The sequence below is a fragment of the Nitrosomonas sp. Is79A3 genome, from assembly GCF_000219585.1.
GTDB lineage: Bacteria > Pseudomonadota > Gammaproteobacteria > Burkholderiales > Nitrosomonadaceae > Nitrosomonas.
Genome location: NC_015731.1, coordinates 3,670,368 through 3,689,357 on the forward strand (window position 1 = coordinate 3,670,368; position 18,990 = coordinate 3,689,357).

Here is an 18,990-nt window from a genome sequence, read left to right on the forward strand (position 1 = left end):
TCTAAATTCTATGGAAGCAGGAGCACAATGCTTCCCTCTGTACCTCTACGATCCCGTCGTTCCCGCGCAGGCGGGAACCCAATCCATGCTGGACTGGGGCGAAGCAAAACCACTGGATTCCCGCCTGCGCGGGAATGACGATGATGGGCGCGGGAATGACGGGTATATGCGTGGGAATGACGGATATGTGCGCCGCGATGCCATCACCGACGAAGGACTGGCGCATTTCCAATCCGCCTATCCGGGTGAAACCATCAGCAAGGAGGATGTGTTCTATTACGTCTATGGCCTGCTGCACTCACCGGACTATCGCGATAAATATGCCGACAACCTGAGCAAGGAACTGCCGCGCATCCCGTGCGTGAAAACCGCCGCCGGTTTTTGGGTGTTCTCACAAGCCGGGCGTAAGCTGGCCGAGCTGCACCTGAACTACGAAACCGTGCCGATATATTAGGGCGCCAAGGTGCTGGGCGCCGATGGGAAGGTGTTCAATCTTGGCGATCCCAAGCCGCTGGATTCCCGCCTGCGCGGGAATGACGAGCGGGAGGGTTTTTGGCGCGTGGAAAAGATGAAAGTGCCGAAAACCGATGGCAAAAAAGACCTGACCCGGCTGATCTACAACGCGCACATCACCGTCAGCGGCATCCCGCCCGAAGCCTACGACTACATCGTGAACGGCAAGCCCGCGCTGGATTGGGTGGTGGAGCGCCAATGCGTGAAAACCGACAAGGACAGCGGCATTGTCAACGACGCCAACGACTGGGCGATTGAAACGATGCACAACCCGCGCTATCCGTTGGAATTGTTCATGCGCGTAGTGACCGTGAGTCTGGAAACGATGAAGATCGTCAACGCCCTGCCGCCACTGGAAATTGCCAGCGATTGAGGCAGCCACTTTTCTCTCCGTCATTCCCGCGCAGGCGGGAATCCAGTCGGGGAGGACGTTCGGTGGTTCTGGATCCCCGCCTTCGCGGGGATGACGAGGTATGTGTGCGGAGATGACGAGTTGTAGCGGTGCGGGTGCATGGCGGGTTGTAGGGGTGTGGGGGATAATGGGTTGTAGAGGTGTGGGGGGTGATGAAATATTGCAGTAGAAGGACGGAGAGGTTAACGAAACTCTGAATAACTGTCATTTCGAGCGTAGCAAGAAATCTATCACGTTGATTCACAAAGATTCCTCACTTTGTTCGGAATGACAAACATGAGTTATTCAGAGTTTCCTTAAGGTTCCGTCTCTCCGTTTATTTCCGGCCAAAGATCCCGCCACTGCGGATTGGTTTCTTCAATCAGTCTCAATTTCCAGGCGCGGTTCCATTTTTTCAATGCCTTTTCCCGGGCAATGGCGCTTTCCATCGTAGCGTGCTGTTCATACCAGACCAGGGTTTTAACCCCGTATTTTTTGGTAAAACCTTCCGCCAAACCTTCGCGATGCTGCCAAATGCGCTGGATCAGGTTCGATGTCACACCAATGTAGAGCGTCCCGTTTCTTTGACTGGCCAACAAATACACGGCCGGAGCCATCATGCCGCCTTCTCGCGAGCATTACCGGCCCTCGCGTCATTCCCGCGAAAGCGGGAATCCCGTTTTTGATGTTGCTTCTTTTGCACTGCCGGTTCCTGATGATGCGTCAAAAAAAACAGATACGCTTCCCGGTGAATTCACGTTGCCACAATCACCCGCACGGCATCGAGCCGCAGGTTGCTGGATTTCAGTGCACCGGTCAGTTGCTGCAGTTGTTGTTCAAAGAATTGAATTTCTTCGTCGCGCACGTTCGGGTTCACCTGTTGCAAGGCTTTAAGACGCTCGATTTCCGGGGTGAAGGTTTGTTGGATGCGCGCTTCGGCTTGGGCGATAAGTTGCGGCGCTTGCGCGCTGGCTTGTTGCTCGCTCGCGGTCAGTAGCTCGCGGATCGCGTCTTCTTTGAGTTGAATCACTTGCTTAGCAATGCCGGTCGCGACCGGTTGCAGGTGTTGATTGATCGCATTGTGGTCGAGGTACGGATTATTACCATTGCCTTGCTCATCCAGCAAAATGCGAATTACCGCGGGTGGCAGGTAGCGGTTGCTTTGTTGTACGTTTTGTCCGCTTGCTTCGAGCACGAACAGCGTTTCCAGCAGCAAGGTGCCCGGCTGCACTTTTTTGTGTTTCAGTGCGGCGACCACCGCGTTACCGGTTTCATGATTCAGGATTCGTTCCATCGCGTGGATCACCATCGGATGTTCCCACGTCAGGAAATACATGTCTTCATTGGCCAGTGCAACGTTTCTGGCATACGTAATCACCGAGCCTTCGTCCATTAAACCGGGAAACGGCATGCTCATGTGTTCGCTCGGTTCGATCAAAAAACTACCGGCACGGTGATCTTCGATATGCACGCCGCAACAGTCAAACACCGTTTCCATATAGCGCGGCAGTGCGGGATCATCGCCCTGAGCGCGCGCTTCTTGATAGAGTTTTTCCGCAACGGCGGGACGGAAAGAATTATATTCCAGCAATTTATCGCGCCCGCGATCCAATGCCTCATTCAATGCCTGATTAGCCGATTGCGTGGCAGCGATCAGATCTGACAGCGTGTTTCCGTGGGTTTGGCGCTGGTGAAGCGCAGCGATGAGCGCGTCTTCCACCTGCGAAAAGACGGTTTGACCGGCCGGACAAGTTTTCTCGAACGCATTCAAACCCTCATGGTACCAATGGAACATCACCGCCAAGGCGGTGTTTTCCAGATAGGGCACATGGATTTGGATGGTTTCCGTCTGACCAATGCGATCCAGGCGGCCAATGCGCTGTTCTAGCAAATCGGGATTGAGCGGCAGATCGAACAGCACCAGATGATGCGCAAACTGGAAATTGCGGCCTTCACTGCCGATTTCCGAGCAGATCAGCACCTGCCCGCCGGTTTCTTTATCGGCAAAGAACGCTGCGGCGCGGTCGCGCTCAATCAAACTCATGCTTTCGTGGAATACCGGGATAAATTGCCCGGTCGATTGTTTCATCGCTTGCGCCAAATCGCGCGCGGTTTGCGCGTTGGCGGCGATGACCAGCACTTTTTCCGGTTTCACTCGTTTGAGCGTGGCAATCAGCCAGTTCACGCGCGGGTCGATTTCGGTCCAGTACGGTTGATCTTCTTCGCATCGTACTTGGTAGATCAATTCAGGGCATAACAGCAATTGCGGCTTGGATAACGGCGTGGTTTCAAACGTCACCAAGCTTGGCAGGTATTCCGCCGGTAACGGCAGCGGACTGGCCACCAGCTTGCGTTCGGGAAACCCTTTGACCGCCACGCGCGTGTTGCGAAACAGGATGCGCCCGGTGCCGTGCCGGTCGAGCAATAATTCCGCGAGTTTATTCCGGGCTTTCTGGTTTTGCAGCTCCGCCAGCAATGTTTGCGCTTGGGTTGGATCGAGCATGTCCGCGATGAGTTGGCGAGTGTCATCGTTCAATGCCTGGCCTTCGAGCAAGGCTTCGACCGCTTGGGCGATCGGTTCGTAGGATTGCTCCTCGGTGATAAACTCGGAAAAACTGCTGAAACGGTGCGGGTCGAGCAGACGCAGGCGGGCGTAGTGGCTGGCTTTACCCAATTGCTCCGGGGTCGCGGTCAATAGCAGCACCCCCCGCGTGCGCATGGCCAGTTGCTCAATCATGGTGTATTGCGGGCTGGCGGCTTGTGGCGACCAGTGCAAATGATGCGCTTCGTCGACCACCAGCAAATCCCAGCGGCCTTCCAGCGCTTGCTGAAAGCGCTTCGGATTTTGCCGCAAAAAATTCTGGCTGCACAGCACCAATTGCTCGCTTTGAAAAGGATTTTCGCCTTGCTGATCTTTTCCGTCTTCTTCGTCTTCGTCGCTTTCTTCCAGAGACAAACAGCGCGCTTCGTCAAAAATACTGAATTGCAGATTGAAACGCCGCAACATTTCCACCAGCCATTGGTGAATCAAGGTTTCCGGAACTACGATGAGCAAACGTTCGGCACGCTCGGTCAGCAATTGCTGGTGCAAAATCAGACCAGCCTCAATGGTTTTTCCCAGCCCGACTTCGTCGGCCAGCAACACGCGCGGCGCAAAGCGACGGCCCACCTCGTGGGCGATATACAGTTGGTGCGGAATCAGACTGGTGCGGGTACCTACCAACCCATACAGCGGTTTGTTTGCCAGTTGGTTGCGTATCAACAAAGATTGATAGCGTATCTGGAACCATTTATCTCGATCAAATTGACCCGCAAACAAACGTTCCGATGGGCGGTTCAGTTGCAGGTGATGCGCTAATTGTTCTTCAGCCAGCTCAACCCGGCCTCCCCCTTCGCGCTCACCCAGGTAGACAATTAAACCATCACGCTCCTTGATATGAATAACCTTCAATGCAATACCATCATGGCTGCTGATGATATCTCCTGCTTTGAAAATAACACGCGTCAGCGGTGCGGAAAGTTTGGCATAAGAACGGGTTTCACCGACAGCCTTAAAACTGATACTGACAATTCTGTGTTCAACAGTTTGAACAGTACCAAGACCCAATTGCAAATCAGCATCACAAATCCAACGCTGACCGGGCTTAAAATCGTGCATGTATTAATTTGTGATCAGAAAGGAGCAGTATAGTAATAGAAAATGGTGAGAAATATTACTATTTCTTGAATCGGATGAGATTCAGTGAAGGTAATCAAAAAGTGCATCATCTGCTTAAAAATACCTGCATTTATAACAGTGGGGAATATTGGAAAAATTAAAGCCGGTTAATTTCCTTAATTAAATTAAAGAAATTAACCGGCTACAAAAAATATCAAACTGTGTGCCAAACAAACAGCACATTAACAATTATTACATTAGAAATTTAGGAACAAATTAGCCCCCAGAATATGCATCATTTGATCAGGACGTGGAGCATGCGGTCTGTTGATATATTGATTCATATAGCCAAGTTCAGCAGTAACTATTGGATTAAATTTATAAGCTATCCCCGTAAAAAACCTGTTTTGATCAAAACCGTTAGTAATCCAGCCAGCGTGAGGGGTATTCATAGCAATGAATAACTCATCTTGTATGATAAAACTCACGTTAGGCGATATAAAAGGCATAGGAACTGCCAGTTTTACTAACTGACGAAAGCGATAAGCAACATCGTTGTGACCTGGATCTGGAACCCTTTCGTCGAAAAAACGTTCCTCAAAACGGCTACGCGCTGATAATCTGCCGAATGAAAAATTATCAGCCCACGTTACTTGTTGCCAGAGTCGATGTTCATTAAAACAACCAACGCGCTGGATAGGTTCACATGTTGGCGCCCAAGCGTAACCTGCCCACACGACTATTTTATCGGTTATCGCATAACCTAAACCGGGACGTATCAGGGACTGAGTAAACTGAGAAGCATCATTACCAAAACGACCTTGCCCTTCAGCCCACCATCTGAATCTTTTTAATTCAGGATTATTTGGATTCAGTGCACCAAAATTACCTAGTGCTGTCACATTTCCCCAAAACTGGAAGTCATTTACATAATCTTCAGCAGCGACTGGACTACTAAAAACCAAACCAAGCGCTGCCAATAAAATAAATTTGTTTATTTTCTTAAACATACAATCTCCTTTCCAAAATAATTTGATTCTGTAAACAGTTAGTTAAATTTATTCTGAATACAACATGCAGCGACTCACATAGGTATTGAATGCTAGCAGCCGCTTGCTCTATCTTTTCAAAATAACACGCCATTCTTTCACTAATAAATCGATATCGTTCTTATTACACTGCCGCGCACATTAGCATAGCAATTGTCAAGAAAGTGTTAAGAAAAACAGCTGTCATGAGCAGTGTCATTGCAGCTAATTCTAATTAAGATTTAAGAACCTAAATTAAGAATTTAAAAACTCTGATCATTTTTTATTACTCCAGCGCGCACACTAGCATGCCAAATGTTAAGAAATTGTAAAGAAAAAGAACGGTATCAAAAAAATAACAGCCAGTGTTGTTTTTTTAGCTAAAAATTCCTTGATTATTGAAGAAGATTCAATTTTATGATGGCTGCGATTTTGTTGAATTTAGGAACAATACCGAGCGTCTCTTATAGATGATGAATATAAGAAATCAATCCGTACTGATTAATAGATTTTAAAAAACATTTGTTTGACAAGTTATCATGATACTGGATATGTTAAGCTTCATGACCGTGAAGTCTGATGAAAATTTTTTAAATAACAATTTATATATAGATCTTGGGTCGAGATCATTCTCGATATTATTTGAACTAAAACGAACTGGAGTTAGAAAATGAAAAAATTAAATTTTGCATTAACAATATCGGCGCTACTTATATTAGCCGGTTGTGGCGCTAGTAAAGACTATAGTCCGCCCGCTGGTGCATCTGGTGAACAGATCTTTAGCACGGCTTGTACCGAATGCCATAAACCTTTAAGTGCAAACGTTGCCATGATACTCAGTGAGAAAGTTGCCAATAAGGATGCGATTATCAAGAAATTTCAATCGGGAAGTATGAGAATGCCCGCATTCAAGAATATTCAGGGCGAGGCTGCGGATCGTTTAGCTGAATATGTTTTAACCAACAGCGAAGTCAAATAATTTATTTTGCGTGGGAATCCCAGCGAATTCCCACGCAAAATAAATTTATAGGAGCATCGAGTTATTTCTGCGCTGTTGATTAGCACGCAAATATTTATCAAAAACTCTGCAAATACTGCTCAGTAGTAGCTGCCCCATAGCTGTCACAATAATCTCGTCATCATCTAACGTAATCAAACCAGCTTGCTCATACAATAAAAGCTCTGTTAGCTCTGTTGCAAAATAGTGCTTGAACTCAATTGGAAAATAAATTTCTACTGATTCAAATGAGAGCACTGAATGGCAAATCAGTGCTTGCATGACGGAACGCCGTATCAGATCATCGGCACTTAATTCAATGCCACGTAAAATAGGAAGTATATTGCGTTCTAACCTGTCGTAGTATTGCAAAAGATCACAATGATTCTGATTAAAGGTTGGACCAATGCATCCAATTCCAGATATACCTAATGCAATACGATCACCATCAGGATGAACCGAATATCCTTGCAAACCATAATGAAGTCCACCTTGCCGCTGCGCTATGATCAATTGATCGTCGCGCTTGGCAAAAAGATTCATGCCAATATGGCTATAACCGGCATCAGTTAATCGCGCAATTGCAAACAATAGCATCTCAAGCCGGGTTTCTGTATCGGGCAAATCTTCTTGATTGATATTTCGCTGGGGTTTGAATTTTTCTGGCAAGTGCAGATAATTTAATAAATTTATTTGATTTGGACACGCAGAAATGATTCTTCCCAAGGTGTATTCAAACTTCTTTACAGTTTGTTTTGGTAATCCGTAAATCAGTTCAATTCGGACCGTTTTAAAACCGGCATGTTGCGCGTTACGTATAGCACACAACGTGGTATCTTCTGTTTGCAAGCGTTGTAAGGATTGCTGCACCAGATGATCAAAGTCCTGAACACCAATAATTGCGCAATTAAATCCCATTTCTTTCAATGACTGCAGCGAAACATGCGTAATTTGCCGTGAATCGATCTCTATGCAATATTCTCCCTCTTCTACCAAATTAAAATTTTGGCGGACTTCTTTCATAATGTCCCTTAACTGAGCAGCACTCAGGAGAGTCGGGGTACCTCCCCCAAAATATAATTGCTCAACCTTCGGGTCGTCTTTGAGAAATTGCCCTTGAAGTCTTATTTCGCGTACCAAGTAATCAAGATATATTTTTATGTCATCATCATCGGGAATGATCTGATTAAAATGGCAATAAAAACATAAAGAAGTGCAAAATGGAATATGCACATATAACGATAAGGGTCGGCGAAAGTGTCCGGATTTGCGATTGCCCAACCAAGATGAATAGGTATGCGCATCAAATGCTTCAACAAAATAATCTGCGCCCGGATACAGACGATAGTCAGAATAATGGCCTCCAAAACGGCGAATAAGATCTGAATTGATTGCAAGCGAATCAGAAGATAGGCCGGAAAAAAACAATGGATGCACCGGGAATCTCACTTTGTGAAGAATGTAACCAAAAGAAAATTGCATTGAAATAACATCAAGCGCCGACCACCCCACTCAATCACACATTTTTTAACAATGCAATTTCAAAAAAGAATATCCACTTATTGATAATACCGGTAAAATTGTAATTGAATCCAAATTATAGATTTTGATTCAGATCAATCAAGGCGTTGAAATGTAATTCTCTACAAATGTAATTCCCTATATTTGGAAAATACTTTGCTTCACGATACCTCACTACATAATCATCTTGATATCTCACACATAAGGTCAAGCTGTGCCTCTTGTAGTTTGCGTGAATTATGTTTACCGGTTGGTCTTAATGATCATGAAATTCAGGTTCTTGGAGATGTAGTCAGTCATAAACGTAAGATTCAGCGAGGCGGGTACCTGCATCGCACAGGCGCAAAGTTCCAATCGCTATTTGCAATTCGTAGCGGATTTCTAAAGACCTGCGTACTTGAACAAGATGGACGGCAGCAAGTTACTGGTTTTCATATGACTGGAGAATTGCTCGGTTTGGATGCCATCAGCACTGACACGCATACATGTGATGCTATTGCTCTTGAAGATAGCGAAGTATGTGAAATTCCCTTTGCGAAATTAGAAGAAATTAGCCGCGTTATTCCATCCCTTATGCGCCATTTTCATAAAATTATGAGTCGTGAAATAGTGCGGGATCATGGCGTTATGCTGTTATTAGGCAGCATGAAAGCTGAAGAACGCTTAGCAACTTTTCTGCTGAATTTATCGCGCCGCTTTCTAGTGCGCGGTTATTCCGAGTCCGATTTCAATCTACGCATGACTCGCGAAGAAATTGGCAGCTATCTTGGCCTTAAGCTAGAAACCGTTAGCCGTGCTTTCTCTAAACTGCAAGATGAAAATATTATTACCGTTGATAATAAACATATCCAAATAAACGATATTGCCCGCTTAAGAATGAAAATGGGAAACTCATCCTGTGCTACTTGAAAATTGCCAACACCGTCCGAAACCATAATAATCGCCTTCGATCACGCCCGGTATTACAGCAGAAACATACTTCCTCACAATACAAACATCATCCGCATCTCTTTACCCAGTTTCTTGTCAGCTTGAGTAAGCATAAGAAAGTGCTATAATATAAAGATAATTTGACTATCTACTTGAGAGTGCATGATATGCAGGTCAAATTAAATACGCACATTTGTCTAAAAGCTCTAAACGCAATGTAAAGAGGCTGTGAGATGAATGGAGGCTCAATCCTAATGGAGAAATAATTAATGTCAGTAACTATGCGTCAAATGCTGGAAGCAGGTGTTCATTTTGGGCATCAAACACGCTTCTGGAATCCGAAGATGGCGCCCTATATCTATGGCCATCGAAATAAAATCCATATCATCAATCTAGAAAAGACCCTGGTGATGTATGAAGAGGCCATGAAATACGTACGCCAATTATCAGCAAACAAAGGGGTTATCTTATTTGTTGGCACCAAACGGCAAGCACGCGATATTGTGCGCGAGGAAGCAACGCGATGCGGATCCCCCTATGTGGATCAACGCTGGCTAGGTGGAATGCTAACTAATTTTAAAACCATCAAACAATCTATTAAGCGCTTACAAGATATGGAAACAATGGTTCAAGACGGAACATTGGATAAGCTTGTAAAAAAAGAAGCACTTGATCTTCATCGAGAATTGGATAAGCTCAATAGCAGTTTAGGTGGCATTAAAGATATGAAAGGGCTGCCGGATGCGTTATTTGTAATAGATGTTGGATATCAGAAAGGCGCTATTACAGAAGCCAAGAAGCTTGGCATTCCGGTAATTGGTGTTATCGACACCAATCATAATCCAGATGGTTTGCAATACCTGATTCCTGGAAATGATGATTCAAGCCGGGCAATACGTTTATATGCTCGTGGCGTAGCCGATGCTGTTCTGGAAGGACGTAATCAGTCTATTCAGGAAATTGTTGAAATGAGTGCGGAAGCCGAATAAAACTAGGATCATTCTGCGTTTGTATTGGCATACTGGCAGCTATAGATTAATAATCAGTTAAATATATAATTTATCTGATTATTATACAAAAAGCCTCTACGATAAGCGCATCTTCGTTTTAAAAAATATCTATATCCTATTCATAAACTAAATTTTGTACCTGGAGTAAATATGGCGGATATTACCGCAAGCATGGTAAAAGAATTGCGCGAGATGACTGGGCTTGGCATGATGGAATGCAAAAAGGCCTTGACAGAGACTGACGGTGATATGAAAGCGGCTGAAGATCTGTTAAGAATCAAAAGCGGTGCGAAGGCAAGCAAGGCGGCCGGACGGATCGCAGCCGAAGGTGTAATCGGTGCCTATGTCTCGGCGGATGGTCAATGCGGTGCGCTGGTTGAAGTTAATTGCGAGACAGATTTCGTTGCCAGGAACGAGGACATTATTGATTTTTCCAAGAAACTGGCTGAGCTTATCGCAACAAAAAACTTGACCGAAATTACGGCACTCAGCGATGCGTCGTTATCAAGTGGCGAAACTGTTGAGACAGTTCGTAAAGCGTTGATCATGAAATTGGGCGAGAACATCAGTATCCGCCGTTGCGGGCGTCATGCTACAAAGGGCCGGCTGGCCTATTATCTCCATGGAACCAAGATTGGTGTGATGGTAGATTATAGCGGTGGTGATGAAACGTTAGGCAAGGATATAGCTATGCATATTGCCGCAAGTAAGCCTATGTGTGTATCACAAGAACAGGTATCTGCAGATGTATTGGCACATGAACGCCAGATTTTCACAGCTCAGGCTGCTGAAAGCGGGAAACCAGCAAATATTATTGAGAAAATGGTTGATGGCCGCATTGCAAAATATCTTGCCGAAATAACCTTATTAGGCCAGCCCTTCGTTAAAGATCCGGAACTTACTATAGAAAAATTATTGGCAAAGAAATCTGCCAAAGTAAATGGTTTTACAATGTTTGTTGTCGGCGAAGGAATTGAAAAGAAATCTGAAAATTTTGCAGAAGAAGTAAAAGCACAGATGGAACAGGCCAAATAAAACAAGCTTCCACAACCTAAAATACAATCAATGACCACCGTTACTTATAAACGTATTTTGCTAAAGCTATCCGGTGAAGCTCTGATGGGTGAAGACCAGTATGGCATTAACCATACCGTAATGGGAAGAATTGTTGCTGAAATTGAAGAAATTAGCAAACTGGGCGTTGAAATTGCCATTGTTGTAGGTGGCGGGAATATCTTTCGCGGTATGAAATCAGCTAACGACGGACTTGAACGCGTTACCGCTGATTATATGGGTATGTTAGCCACCGTGATGAATGCTTTGGCACTGCAAGATGCCATGAAACTGGTTGGACTGGTACCGCGCATTCAATCTGCTTTGCGAATTGAACAAGTGGTAGAGCCTTATATCCGCGGACGAGCAATGCGTTATCTAAAAGACGGCAGGATTGTGATTTTTGCAGCAGGAACCGGAAATCCTTTTTTTACTACCGATACCGCAGCTGCTCTACGTGGCATGGAAATGAATGTGGATATCATGCTTAAAGCAACAAAGGTGGATGGCATTTATACCAGTGACCCGAAAATTGATTCTGATGCGACTCGTTTCCAGAAATTATCTTTTGATGAAGCTATCTCCAAGAATTTACAAGTAATGGATGCAACGGCATTAACATTATGCCGTGATCAGAAATTACCATTAAATGTATTTAGTATTTTCAAAGCCGGGGCTCTAAAACGTATAATAATGGGAGAAGAGGAAGGGACCTTGGTAACTGTCTGATTCAAATATAGTTAGCTTCCTGAAAATAGATGCAAAAGGAATGGATATTATGATTGCCGATGTAAAAAAGTCTGCTGAACTGAAAATGCAAAAAAGCCTGGAAGCATTAAAAGTAGATTTGAGTAAAGTCAGAAGTGGCCGGGCTCATACTGGCCTATTGGATCATATCACAGTAGATTATTACGGTGCGCAAACTCCAATTAACCAATTAGCAAATATCAATCTAATTGATGCACGCACGATTGGCGTTATCCCTTGGGAAAAGAAAATAGCCAATGCAGTTGAAAAAGCGATTCGTGAATCTGACCTGGGTTTAAATCCGATGCCGGTTGGTGAAACAATTCGCGTGCCAATGCCGGCTCTCACTGAAGAGCGGCGACGTGATCTTATCAAAGTGGTAAAACATGAAGCAGAAGCCGTCCGTGTTGCGATGCGCAATATTCGCCGCGATGCGAATGCACACTTGAAAGAATTATTAAAGTCCAAAGAAATTTCTGAAGATGATGAACGCCGTGGCCAGGACGAGATTCAGAAGCTTACTGACCGCTATATCACCGAGATCGATAAAGTTTTACAAGTTAAGGAAGCCGAATTGATGGCTGTTTGATATGCCTCAAGGCCCGAGTTCAACCCGAGAAATACCTGAAACAGGATCAATACCGGATCATATCGCCATTATCATGGATGGTAATGGCCGTTGGGCTCAAAACCGCTATATGCCCCGTATTGCCGGACATAAACAAGGGGTTGAAACGGTGCGTGGTGTGATAAAAGCTTGCATAGAACGCAACATTTCTTACCTCACTTTATTCGCTTTTAGCAGTGAAAACTGGCGCCGCCCTACTGATGAAATTGCCTCTTTGATGCAACTTTTTCTTGGTGCTTTAGAACAAGAAATTACTAAGCTACATGAAAATGGCATTTGTTTTAAAGTAATCGGTGATTTATCCAAGTTTGAGCCTAAAATCATAGAATTCATTCAGATCGGCGAGCAACTAACTGCCAATAATACACGTCTTACATTTACTATTGCGGCCAACTACGGCGGCCGCTGGGATATCATGCAAGCCATGCAAAAAATGATGGCTCAATCAGCGAGCTTGCCACTTAACTTTGAAGAAGAAAATCTGGCGCAATATCTCTCCATGAGCTATGCTCCTGAGCCGGATTTATTTATTCGCACGGGTGGAGAGTGTCGGATCAGTAATTTTTTATTATGGCAGCTTGCTTATACTGAATTGTATTTCACCAATACACTATGGCCTGACTTTGACGAGCATGAACTTGAGTTAGCTATTCAATCGTATCAGCAGCGGGAACGCCGGTTTGGTCGCACGAGCGAGCAACTTCAAATGGCAATATCTGCTAAAGGTTAAGAAGATTATTTTAAATGCTTAAAGCCCGCATCCTCACTGCAATTGTAGTATTGCCTTTATTTCTCTCGGCATTATTTTTCCTGCAAAACATTTTTTGGGCTACTTTCTTACTCGCACTAGCGGTTATCGGTTCCCGCGAATGGAGTCAATTAGCCAGACTTTCTGTCAGAAAGACGATACTTTTTATGTTACTCACGGCTTTGGTGGGTGGAGAATTATTGTTTCAATTAAGTGAATCAGTAAAAATCGATGCCTATTCGTCAGATCCAATGTGGGTATATATTTTGTCGGCTGCATTTTGGCTAGTAGGTGCACCGCTATATCTTAAGCAACTCTATGTTGTTAAAAACCCATACATCTGGATGCTAATCGGCTGGATACTGTTGCTACCAACCTGTCTTGCTCTCTATCAGTTACGCACTATCAGCCCATTGCTTTTACTAGGTTTTATGGCGACCATTTGGATCTCGGATACCGCCGCTTATTTTACCGGACGATCGTTTGGCAAGCACAAACTTGCACCCACTATTAGTCCGAATAAAACTTGGGAGGGTGTAGCCGGTGCTTTAATTGCGGTATTGGTTTATGGCTTGGTTTGGGATTATTGGCTTAATGAAGAATCTTTAGCTTTAACGTTGATACCCTTGCTGTTATTTATGGCCATATTGGGTATCATTGGCGATTTGTACGAATCATTGATAAAACGTCATGCTAATGTGAAGGATAGCGGAAATATTTTGCCAGGGCATGGTGGAATATTGGATCGGATCGATGCTTTGACTTCTTCACTGCCATTCGCCATATTGGCTTTACTTATTTTTTATTCGCCCGCTTAATGAAAACCATCCGCCAAATAACTATACTCGGCTCCACCGGCAGCATTGGAGAGAGCACACTGGATGTCATAGCACGCCATCCTGACCGTTTTCAGGCATTTGCGCTAACAGCCAATAAAAATGTTGAAAAAATGTTGTCACAATGCCAACGCTTCCAGCCGCGTTATGCGGTAATGCTGGATATGAAAAGTGCGGAGCAATTGACCAGCGCAATTCAAGCAGCCAGGATAGATACGGAAGTATTATCTGGTATTGAGTCATTGGAAAGGGTAGCTTCTCTTCCAGAAGTGGATGCTGTGATGGCAGCAATTGTTGGAGCTGCCGGTATCCGTCCAACCTTTGCAGCGGCTCGAACCGGAAAACTTGTATTGCTCGCCAATAAAGAAACTCTGGTTATGGCCGGGCGTATTTTCATAGATCTGGTAAAAAAGCACAACGCCACACTGCTGCCCATTGATAGCGAGCATAATGCGATTTATCAATCTCTGCCGCATCATTTCAATGGTAACTTGGCTGCGGCAGGCATCAGCCGCATACTGCTCACTGCTTCGGGCGGACCATTTCGATGCGCGCCGTTAGCATCGTTAGAGAAAGTGACTCCAGAACAGGCTTGTGCGCATCCGAATTGGGATATGGGGCAAAAAATTTCTGTTGATTCTGCCACCATGATGAATAAAGGATTGGAAGTAATTGAAGCGCATTGGTTGTTTGACGCACCTCCGGACAATATTCAGGTTGTAATTCATCCCCAAAGTGTAATCCACTCGATGGTTGCCTATGTCGATGGTTCAGTCATAGCGCAATTGGGCAACCCTGATATGCGTACGCCGATTGCGCACGCGATGGGTTATCCCGATCGGATAGCAAGCGGAGTATCCGCTTTAGATATGTTCAAAGTGGCGCATCTTGATTTTGAAGAACCTGATTTTGAAAGATTCCCATGCCTGGGATTAGCCTACCAAGCGCTTGCCGCGGGCGGGAATATGCCTGCAGTTCTCAATGCCGCAAATGAGATTGCTGTAGAATCCTTTCTTAAAGTGCGCATGAAATTTACAGCTATCCCGGCTATGATTGAACATGTTATGCAAACAGTACAACAAGAAGATATGGCAACACTGGATGATGTATTGAGAACAGATGCATTGGCTCGTGACGTTGCGCGAGAGTGGCTTGCAAATCTGCAGTAAAAAAGTCAGGAAACCGCTCACCATGACAAGATTCAATTTTTCTTAATTAATGAGAGTATCGTGCAGATAAAACCTTCCCCTCAGTGCACTTCTTACACACCCTGACCTGATATGACAATAGCTTATACAATCATTTCTTTCATTATTGCCTTAGGCATACTGATTACATTTCATGAATTTGGTCATTATCTGGTAGCACGCTGGAATGGCGTTAAAGTATTACGATTCTGTATCGGTTTTGGTCAACCGATTTTTCGCAAGCGTTGGGGAAAAGACAAAACAGAATGGGTAATTGCGGCGATTCCATTGGGTGGCTATGTCAAGATGCTGGATGAGAATGAAGGGAAAGTAGCGCATGAAGATTTACCTCGCGCATTTAACCGTCAACCGGTAGCACGCCGTTTTGCCATTGTTGCAGCCGGTCCCATTGCCAATTTTTTGCTAGCTATTGTCTTATACTGGCTACTCTTCATTCTGGGTGTCAATGGAATGAAACCGGTACTTGGCCCAATTGAACCCGCCTCTCCTGCTGCGCATGCAAAATTTGAGCAAGGTGAAACCATTGTCACTATCGAGAATGAACCGGTAGCCAGTTGGCAAGATGCTCGCTGGACCTTATTACGATATGCCATTGATCAATCGGCAAACGTAAAAGTACAAACCATTAATAAAAATGGCGAGATCAATTGGCGGCAATTAGATTTAAGTCAAATTGACCCGGATAATCTCAATGGAAATTTCCTTGGAATTATTGGCCTTAATAGTTATCAGCCTATTCTAAAGCCCGTTATCGGGCAAGTGGTTGCCGATGGCGCTGGTCAGCATGCTGGCTTGTTAGCAGGAGATGAAATTTTAGCCGTCAATGATACTGAAATCCACACCTGGATGGACTTTGTGCAACAGATACGCACAAACCCGGAGCATACTCTGGAACTCGAAATTTTGCGTAATAATCAAGTGACAATAATTGCCATCACACCGGAAGCAACCACAGAAAATGGCAAACAAATAGGCAAGATCGGCGTTGCACCCGTTGTCAATCAAGCAGAATTTGAAGAATTGCTCGTTACAGTCAGTTATCCTCCTGGCAAAGCATTCCAGAAAGCCATTGAGAAGACTTGGGAAACAACCATACTGACATTACAAATGCTATCCAAAATGATTACCGGCGATGTATCTTGGAAGAATGTCAGCGGACCGATTTCAATTGCCGACTATGCAGGCCAGTCTGCGCAGATGGGATTGGTATCCTATTTGGCTTTTCTGGCGCTGATCAGTGTCAGTATCGGTGTTCTGAACTTATTGCCGATCCCAATTCTCGATGGCGGGCATTTAATGTATTATCTCATTGAAATAATTAGAGGAAACCCTCTCTCCGACCAGGCCATTTTGATCGGGCAGAAAATCGGCCTGGCCTTGCTGTTTACACTCATGACATTTGCCATATATAACGATATTAATCGGCTTATTACTGGTTAGATAATGAAATTCCGGTATCTTGTTGCGTTTGTAAGCCTCTTCCATGCTTTCTCATCCTGGGCCAGCGATTCTTTCATTGTTAAGGATATTCGCGTCGAAGGCATACAGCGCACTGAAGCTGGCACAGTATTTAGCTATCTCCCTGTTAAAGTTGGCGATACACTTGATGAAGAAAAAGCAACCGAAGCTATCAAGGCGCTCTATGCAACCGGTTTCTTCAAAGACGTAAAATTAAAATCTGAGAATGGTGTTCTAATCGTGGAGGTTGATGAACGTCCGGCTATTGCACAAATCAGTATTAATGGCGCCAAAGAATTTGAGAAAGACAAATTGCTTGAAGGTCTTAAACAAGCCGGCATATCGGAGTCCCGGATTTTCAGCCGTTCGCTTTTGGATAGAGCCGAACAGGAGTTAAAGCGCCAGTATATCAGCCGAGGGAAATATGCTGTCAAAATCACAACAACGACTACGCCATTGGAACGTAATCGTGTTGCAATTAATTTTGATATTAATGAAGGCCGGACAGCCAGAATTAAGAAAGTAAGTTTTGTCGGTAACGAGAAATTTAAAGATAGCGAGTTGCGCGGCATACTTGTACTCAGAAAACCTGACTTATTAAGCTGGTTCACCAAAAATGATCAATATTCAAAACAGAAGCTATCAGCCGATTTAGAGACACTTCGATCTTATTATCTTGATCGAGGTTATCTCGAATTCAATATTGAATCCACTCAGGTATCCATAACACCTGACTTGCGCGATATCTATATCACGATCAATATTACCGAGGGTGCTCAATATACAGTCTCCGATATCAAAGTAGCTGGAGAACCCCTGTTGCCGGAAGAAGAAATACGTAAACTGATATTACTGAAAAGTGGACAGGTATTTGCACGCCAAAAACTAACCGAATCCGTTAAATTAATTACCGATCGCTTAGGCGATGATGGATATGCATTTGCCAATGTCAATGCTGCACCGGAGTTGGATCATGAAAACCGCCAAGCTGCATTTACATTCTTTATTGACCCCGGCCGGCGTGTCTATATCCGGCGCATCAATATAACCGGCAATGATCGTACACGCGATGAAGTGATACGTCGTGAGTTTCGTCAAATGGAAGGTGCCTGGCATTCCACTAAAAATATTAATATTTCCAAACAACGCGTTGATCGATTATTCTTCTTTAATAGCGTCAATGTGGAAACACCTGCTGTACCCAATAAAACCGATCAGGTTGATGTCAATGTCAAAGTAGAAGAGCGGCCAACCGGATCTATCATGTTTGGTGCGGGTTATTCAGATCGTCAAGGTATTATTTTGAACGGCTCCATTTCACAAAACAATATTTTTGGTACCGGTAACTTTTTTAGCCTTGATGTAAATACAGGTGCGATCAACAAAACTTATGCAGCATCATTTACCAATCCCTATTTTACTGTGAACGGAGTCAGTCTCGGGTTTGATGTCTACAAACGTGACCTGGATACACGTCCGCTATCCCGGGTTGGCACATTCAAAACCGAAACTGTCGGTGCAGGTGTCCGGCTCGGTATACCGATCGCTGAAAATGATATTGTATCTTTAGGTCTGGCGGCAGAAAATACAGTGTTAGGTGTTTTTGCTGACAGCCCGCAACGCAACAAAGATTTCGTTACCGAATTTGGAAAGTCGACCAATAATTTTCCACTCACGCTCAGTTGGGCGCGTGATCGCCGTGACAGTGCAATTTGGACCACTTCAGGAACGACGCACCGTCTATTTGGTGAAGTCAGTGTACCCGGTGGAGATTTGGATTATTATAAAATAAGTTACCATCAAAAATGGTTCTACCCCATTACAGATAATCTTACACTCATGCTGAATGGTGAGTTTGGTTATGGAGACGGGTATACGGGACGTTCACTCCCTTTTTTCAAAAACTTCTTTGCCGGGGGTAATAACTCCGTGAGAGGGTATGATCTGAATTCCTTAGGTCCCCGTGATGATAGAAATCTTTCATTAGGCGGCAGCAAACGCATAGTCGGTAATATCGAAGTGCTCTTCCCGGTTCCCTTCATGAAAGATGATAGATCACTTCGTTTAAGCGCGTTCCTTGATGGCGGTACCGTATTTGCAAGAAATATTGACTTTAATTTAATGCGTTATTCGGCCGGTATTGCGCTCACTTGGGTTTCGCCTATGGGGCCACTGAAAGTCAGTATAGCCGAACCCTTAAACGATCAACCTGTTGATAGATTGCAAGCTTTCCAATTTATGTTTGGACAACAATTCTAAATTTA

15 protein-coding genes and 1 pseudogene are annotated in these 18,990 nt (G+C 44.5%); 12 read left to right on the plus strand and 4 right to left on the minus strand.

The window, feature by feature from the left end; genetic code table 11:
* Positions 1-10 precede the first annotated feature (10 nt).
* Positions 11-886 (plus strand): annotated as a pseudogene (locus NIT79A3_RS19650) (type ISP restriction/modification enzyme).
* A 335-nt stretch (positions 887-1,221) separates the two neighbouring features.
* Here the strand turns inward: NIT79A3_RS19650 and NIT79A3_RS17105 are convergent.
* The 3 genes from NIT79A3_RS17105 to NIT79A3_RS17115 all read right to left on the minus strand — a co-directional run bounded on the left by NIT79A3_RS17105 (position 1,222) and on the right by NIT79A3_RS17115 (position 5,572).
* The gene (locus NIT79A3_RS17105; RefSeq protein WP_041360399.1) at positions 1,222-1,524 is read right to left on the minus strand and encodes a GIY-YIG nuclease family protein; all 303 of its coding nucleotides are present in this window, start codon (positions 1,522-1,524) and stop codon (positions 1,222-1,224) included.
* A 134-nt stretch (positions 1,525-1,658) separates the two neighbouring features.
* Complete coding sequence (gene rapA / locus NIT79A3_RS17110; RefSeq protein ID WP_013967393.1) at positions 1,659-4,562, minus strand: RNA polymerase-associated protein RapA; 2,904 nt, start codon at positions 4,560-4,562, stop codon at positions 1,659-1,661.
* Positions 4,563-4,819: 257 nt separating this feature from the next.
* A complete protein-coding gene (locus NIT79A3_RS17115; protein ID WP_013967394.1) occupies positions 4,820-5,572 on the minus strand; it encodes a DUF2490 domain-containing protein in 753 nt (250 codons plus the stop codon).
* A gap of 688 nt (positions 5,573-6,260) precedes the next feature.
* Here NIT79A3_RS17115 and NIT79A3_RS17120 point away from each other — a divergent pair.
* Complete coding sequence (locus NIT79A3_RS17120; protein WP_013967395.1) at positions 6,261-6,569, plus strand: c-type cytochrome; 309 nt, start codon at positions 6,261-6,263, stop codon at positions 6,567-6,569.
* 45 nt (positions 6,570-6,614) lie between these two features.
* Here the strand turns inward: NIT79A3_RS17120 and hemN are convergent, their stop codons facing one another.
* A complete protein-coding gene (gene hemN, locus NIT79A3_RS17125; RefSeq protein ID WP_013967396.1) occupies positions 6,615-8,024 on the minus strand; it encodes an oxygen-independent coproporphyrinogen III oxidase in 1,410 nt (469 codons plus the stop codon).
* A gap of 240 nt (positions 8,025-8,264) precedes the next feature.
* On the opposite strand from hemN, the gene fnr reads away from it, so the two are divergent.
* The 10 genes from fnr to bamA all read left to right on the plus strand — a co-directional run bounded on the left by fnr (position 8,265) and on the right by bamA (position 18,985).
* Positions 8,265-9,017 carry a fumarate/nitrate reduction transcriptional regulator Fnr gene (fnr, locus tag NIT79A3_RS17130; protein WP_013967397.1) on the plus strand — a complete coding sequence of 251 codons (753 nt, stop codon included), beginning with the start codon at positions 8,265-8,267 and terminating at the stop codon, positions 9,015-9,017.
* Positions 9,018-9,307: 290 nt separating this feature from the next.
* A complete protein-coding gene (rpsB, locus tag NIT79A3_RS17135) occupies positions 9,308-10,027 on the plus strand; it encodes a 30S ribosomal protein S2 (RefSeq protein ID WP_013967398.1) in 720 nt (239 codons plus the stop codon).
* Positions 10,028-10,198: 171 nt separating this feature from the next.
* On the plus strand, positions 10,199-11,083 hold the full coding sequence (gene tsf, locus NIT79A3_RS17140; protein ID WP_013967399.1) for a translation elongation factor Ts: 885 nt from the start codon (positions 10,199-10,201) through the stop codon (positions 11,081-11,083).
* Between the two features lie 30 nt (positions 11,084-11,113).
* Complete coding sequence (pyrH, locus tag NIT79A3_RS17145; RefSeq protein ID WP_013967400.1) at positions 11,114-11,830, plus strand: UMP kinase; 717 nt, start codon at positions 11,114-11,116, stop codon at positions 11,828-11,830.
* A 49-nt stretch (positions 11,831-11,879) separates the two neighbouring features.
* Positions 11,880-12,437 carry a ribosome recycling factor gene (frr, locus tag NIT79A3_RS17150; protein ID WP_013967401.1) on the plus strand — a complete coding sequence of 186 codons (558 nt, stop codon included), beginning with the start codon at positions 11,880-11,882 and terminating at the stop codon, positions 12,435-12,437.
* A 1-nt stretch (position 12,438) separates the two neighbouring features.
* Entirely contained in the window at positions 12,439-13,206 is a 768-nt protein-coding gene (uppS, locus tag NIT79A3_RS17155; RefSeq protein ID WP_013967402.1) for a polyprenyl diphosphate synthase, read from the plus strand.
* A 14-nt stretch (positions 13,207-13,220) separates the two neighbouring features.
* Positions 13,221-14,042: a phosphatidate cytidylyltransferase gene (locus NIT79A3_RS17160; RefSeq protein WP_013967403.1), complete on the plus strand. Its 822-nt coding sequence runs from the start codon at positions 13,221-13,223 to the stop codon at positions 14,040-14,042.
* The gene (gene ispC / locus NIT79A3_RS17165) at positions 14,042-15,229 is read left to right on the plus strand and encodes a 1-deoxy-D-xylulose-5-phosphate reductoisomerase (protein ID WP_013967404.1); all 1,188 of its coding nucleotides are present in this window, start codon (positions 14,042-14,044) and stop codon (positions 15,227-15,229) included. Before NIT79A3_RS17160 ends, ispC begins: the two co-directional genes overlap by 1 nt.
* Positions 15,230-15,340: 111 nt before the next feature.
* A complete protein-coding gene (rseP, locus tag NIT79A3_RS17170; protein WP_013967405.1) occupies positions 15,341-16,708 on the plus strand; it encodes an RIP metalloprotease RseP in 1,368 nt (455 codons plus the stop codon).
* A gap of 3 nt (positions 16,709-16,711) precedes the next feature.
* Positions 16,712-18,985, plus strand: coding sequence for an outer membrane protein assembly factor BamA (gene bamA, locus NIT79A3_RS17175; protein ID WP_013967406.1), 2,274 nt, complete (start codon positions 16,712-16,714; stop codon positions 18,983-18,985).
* The last annotated feature ends 5 nt before the right edge of the window (positions 18,986-18,990 follow it).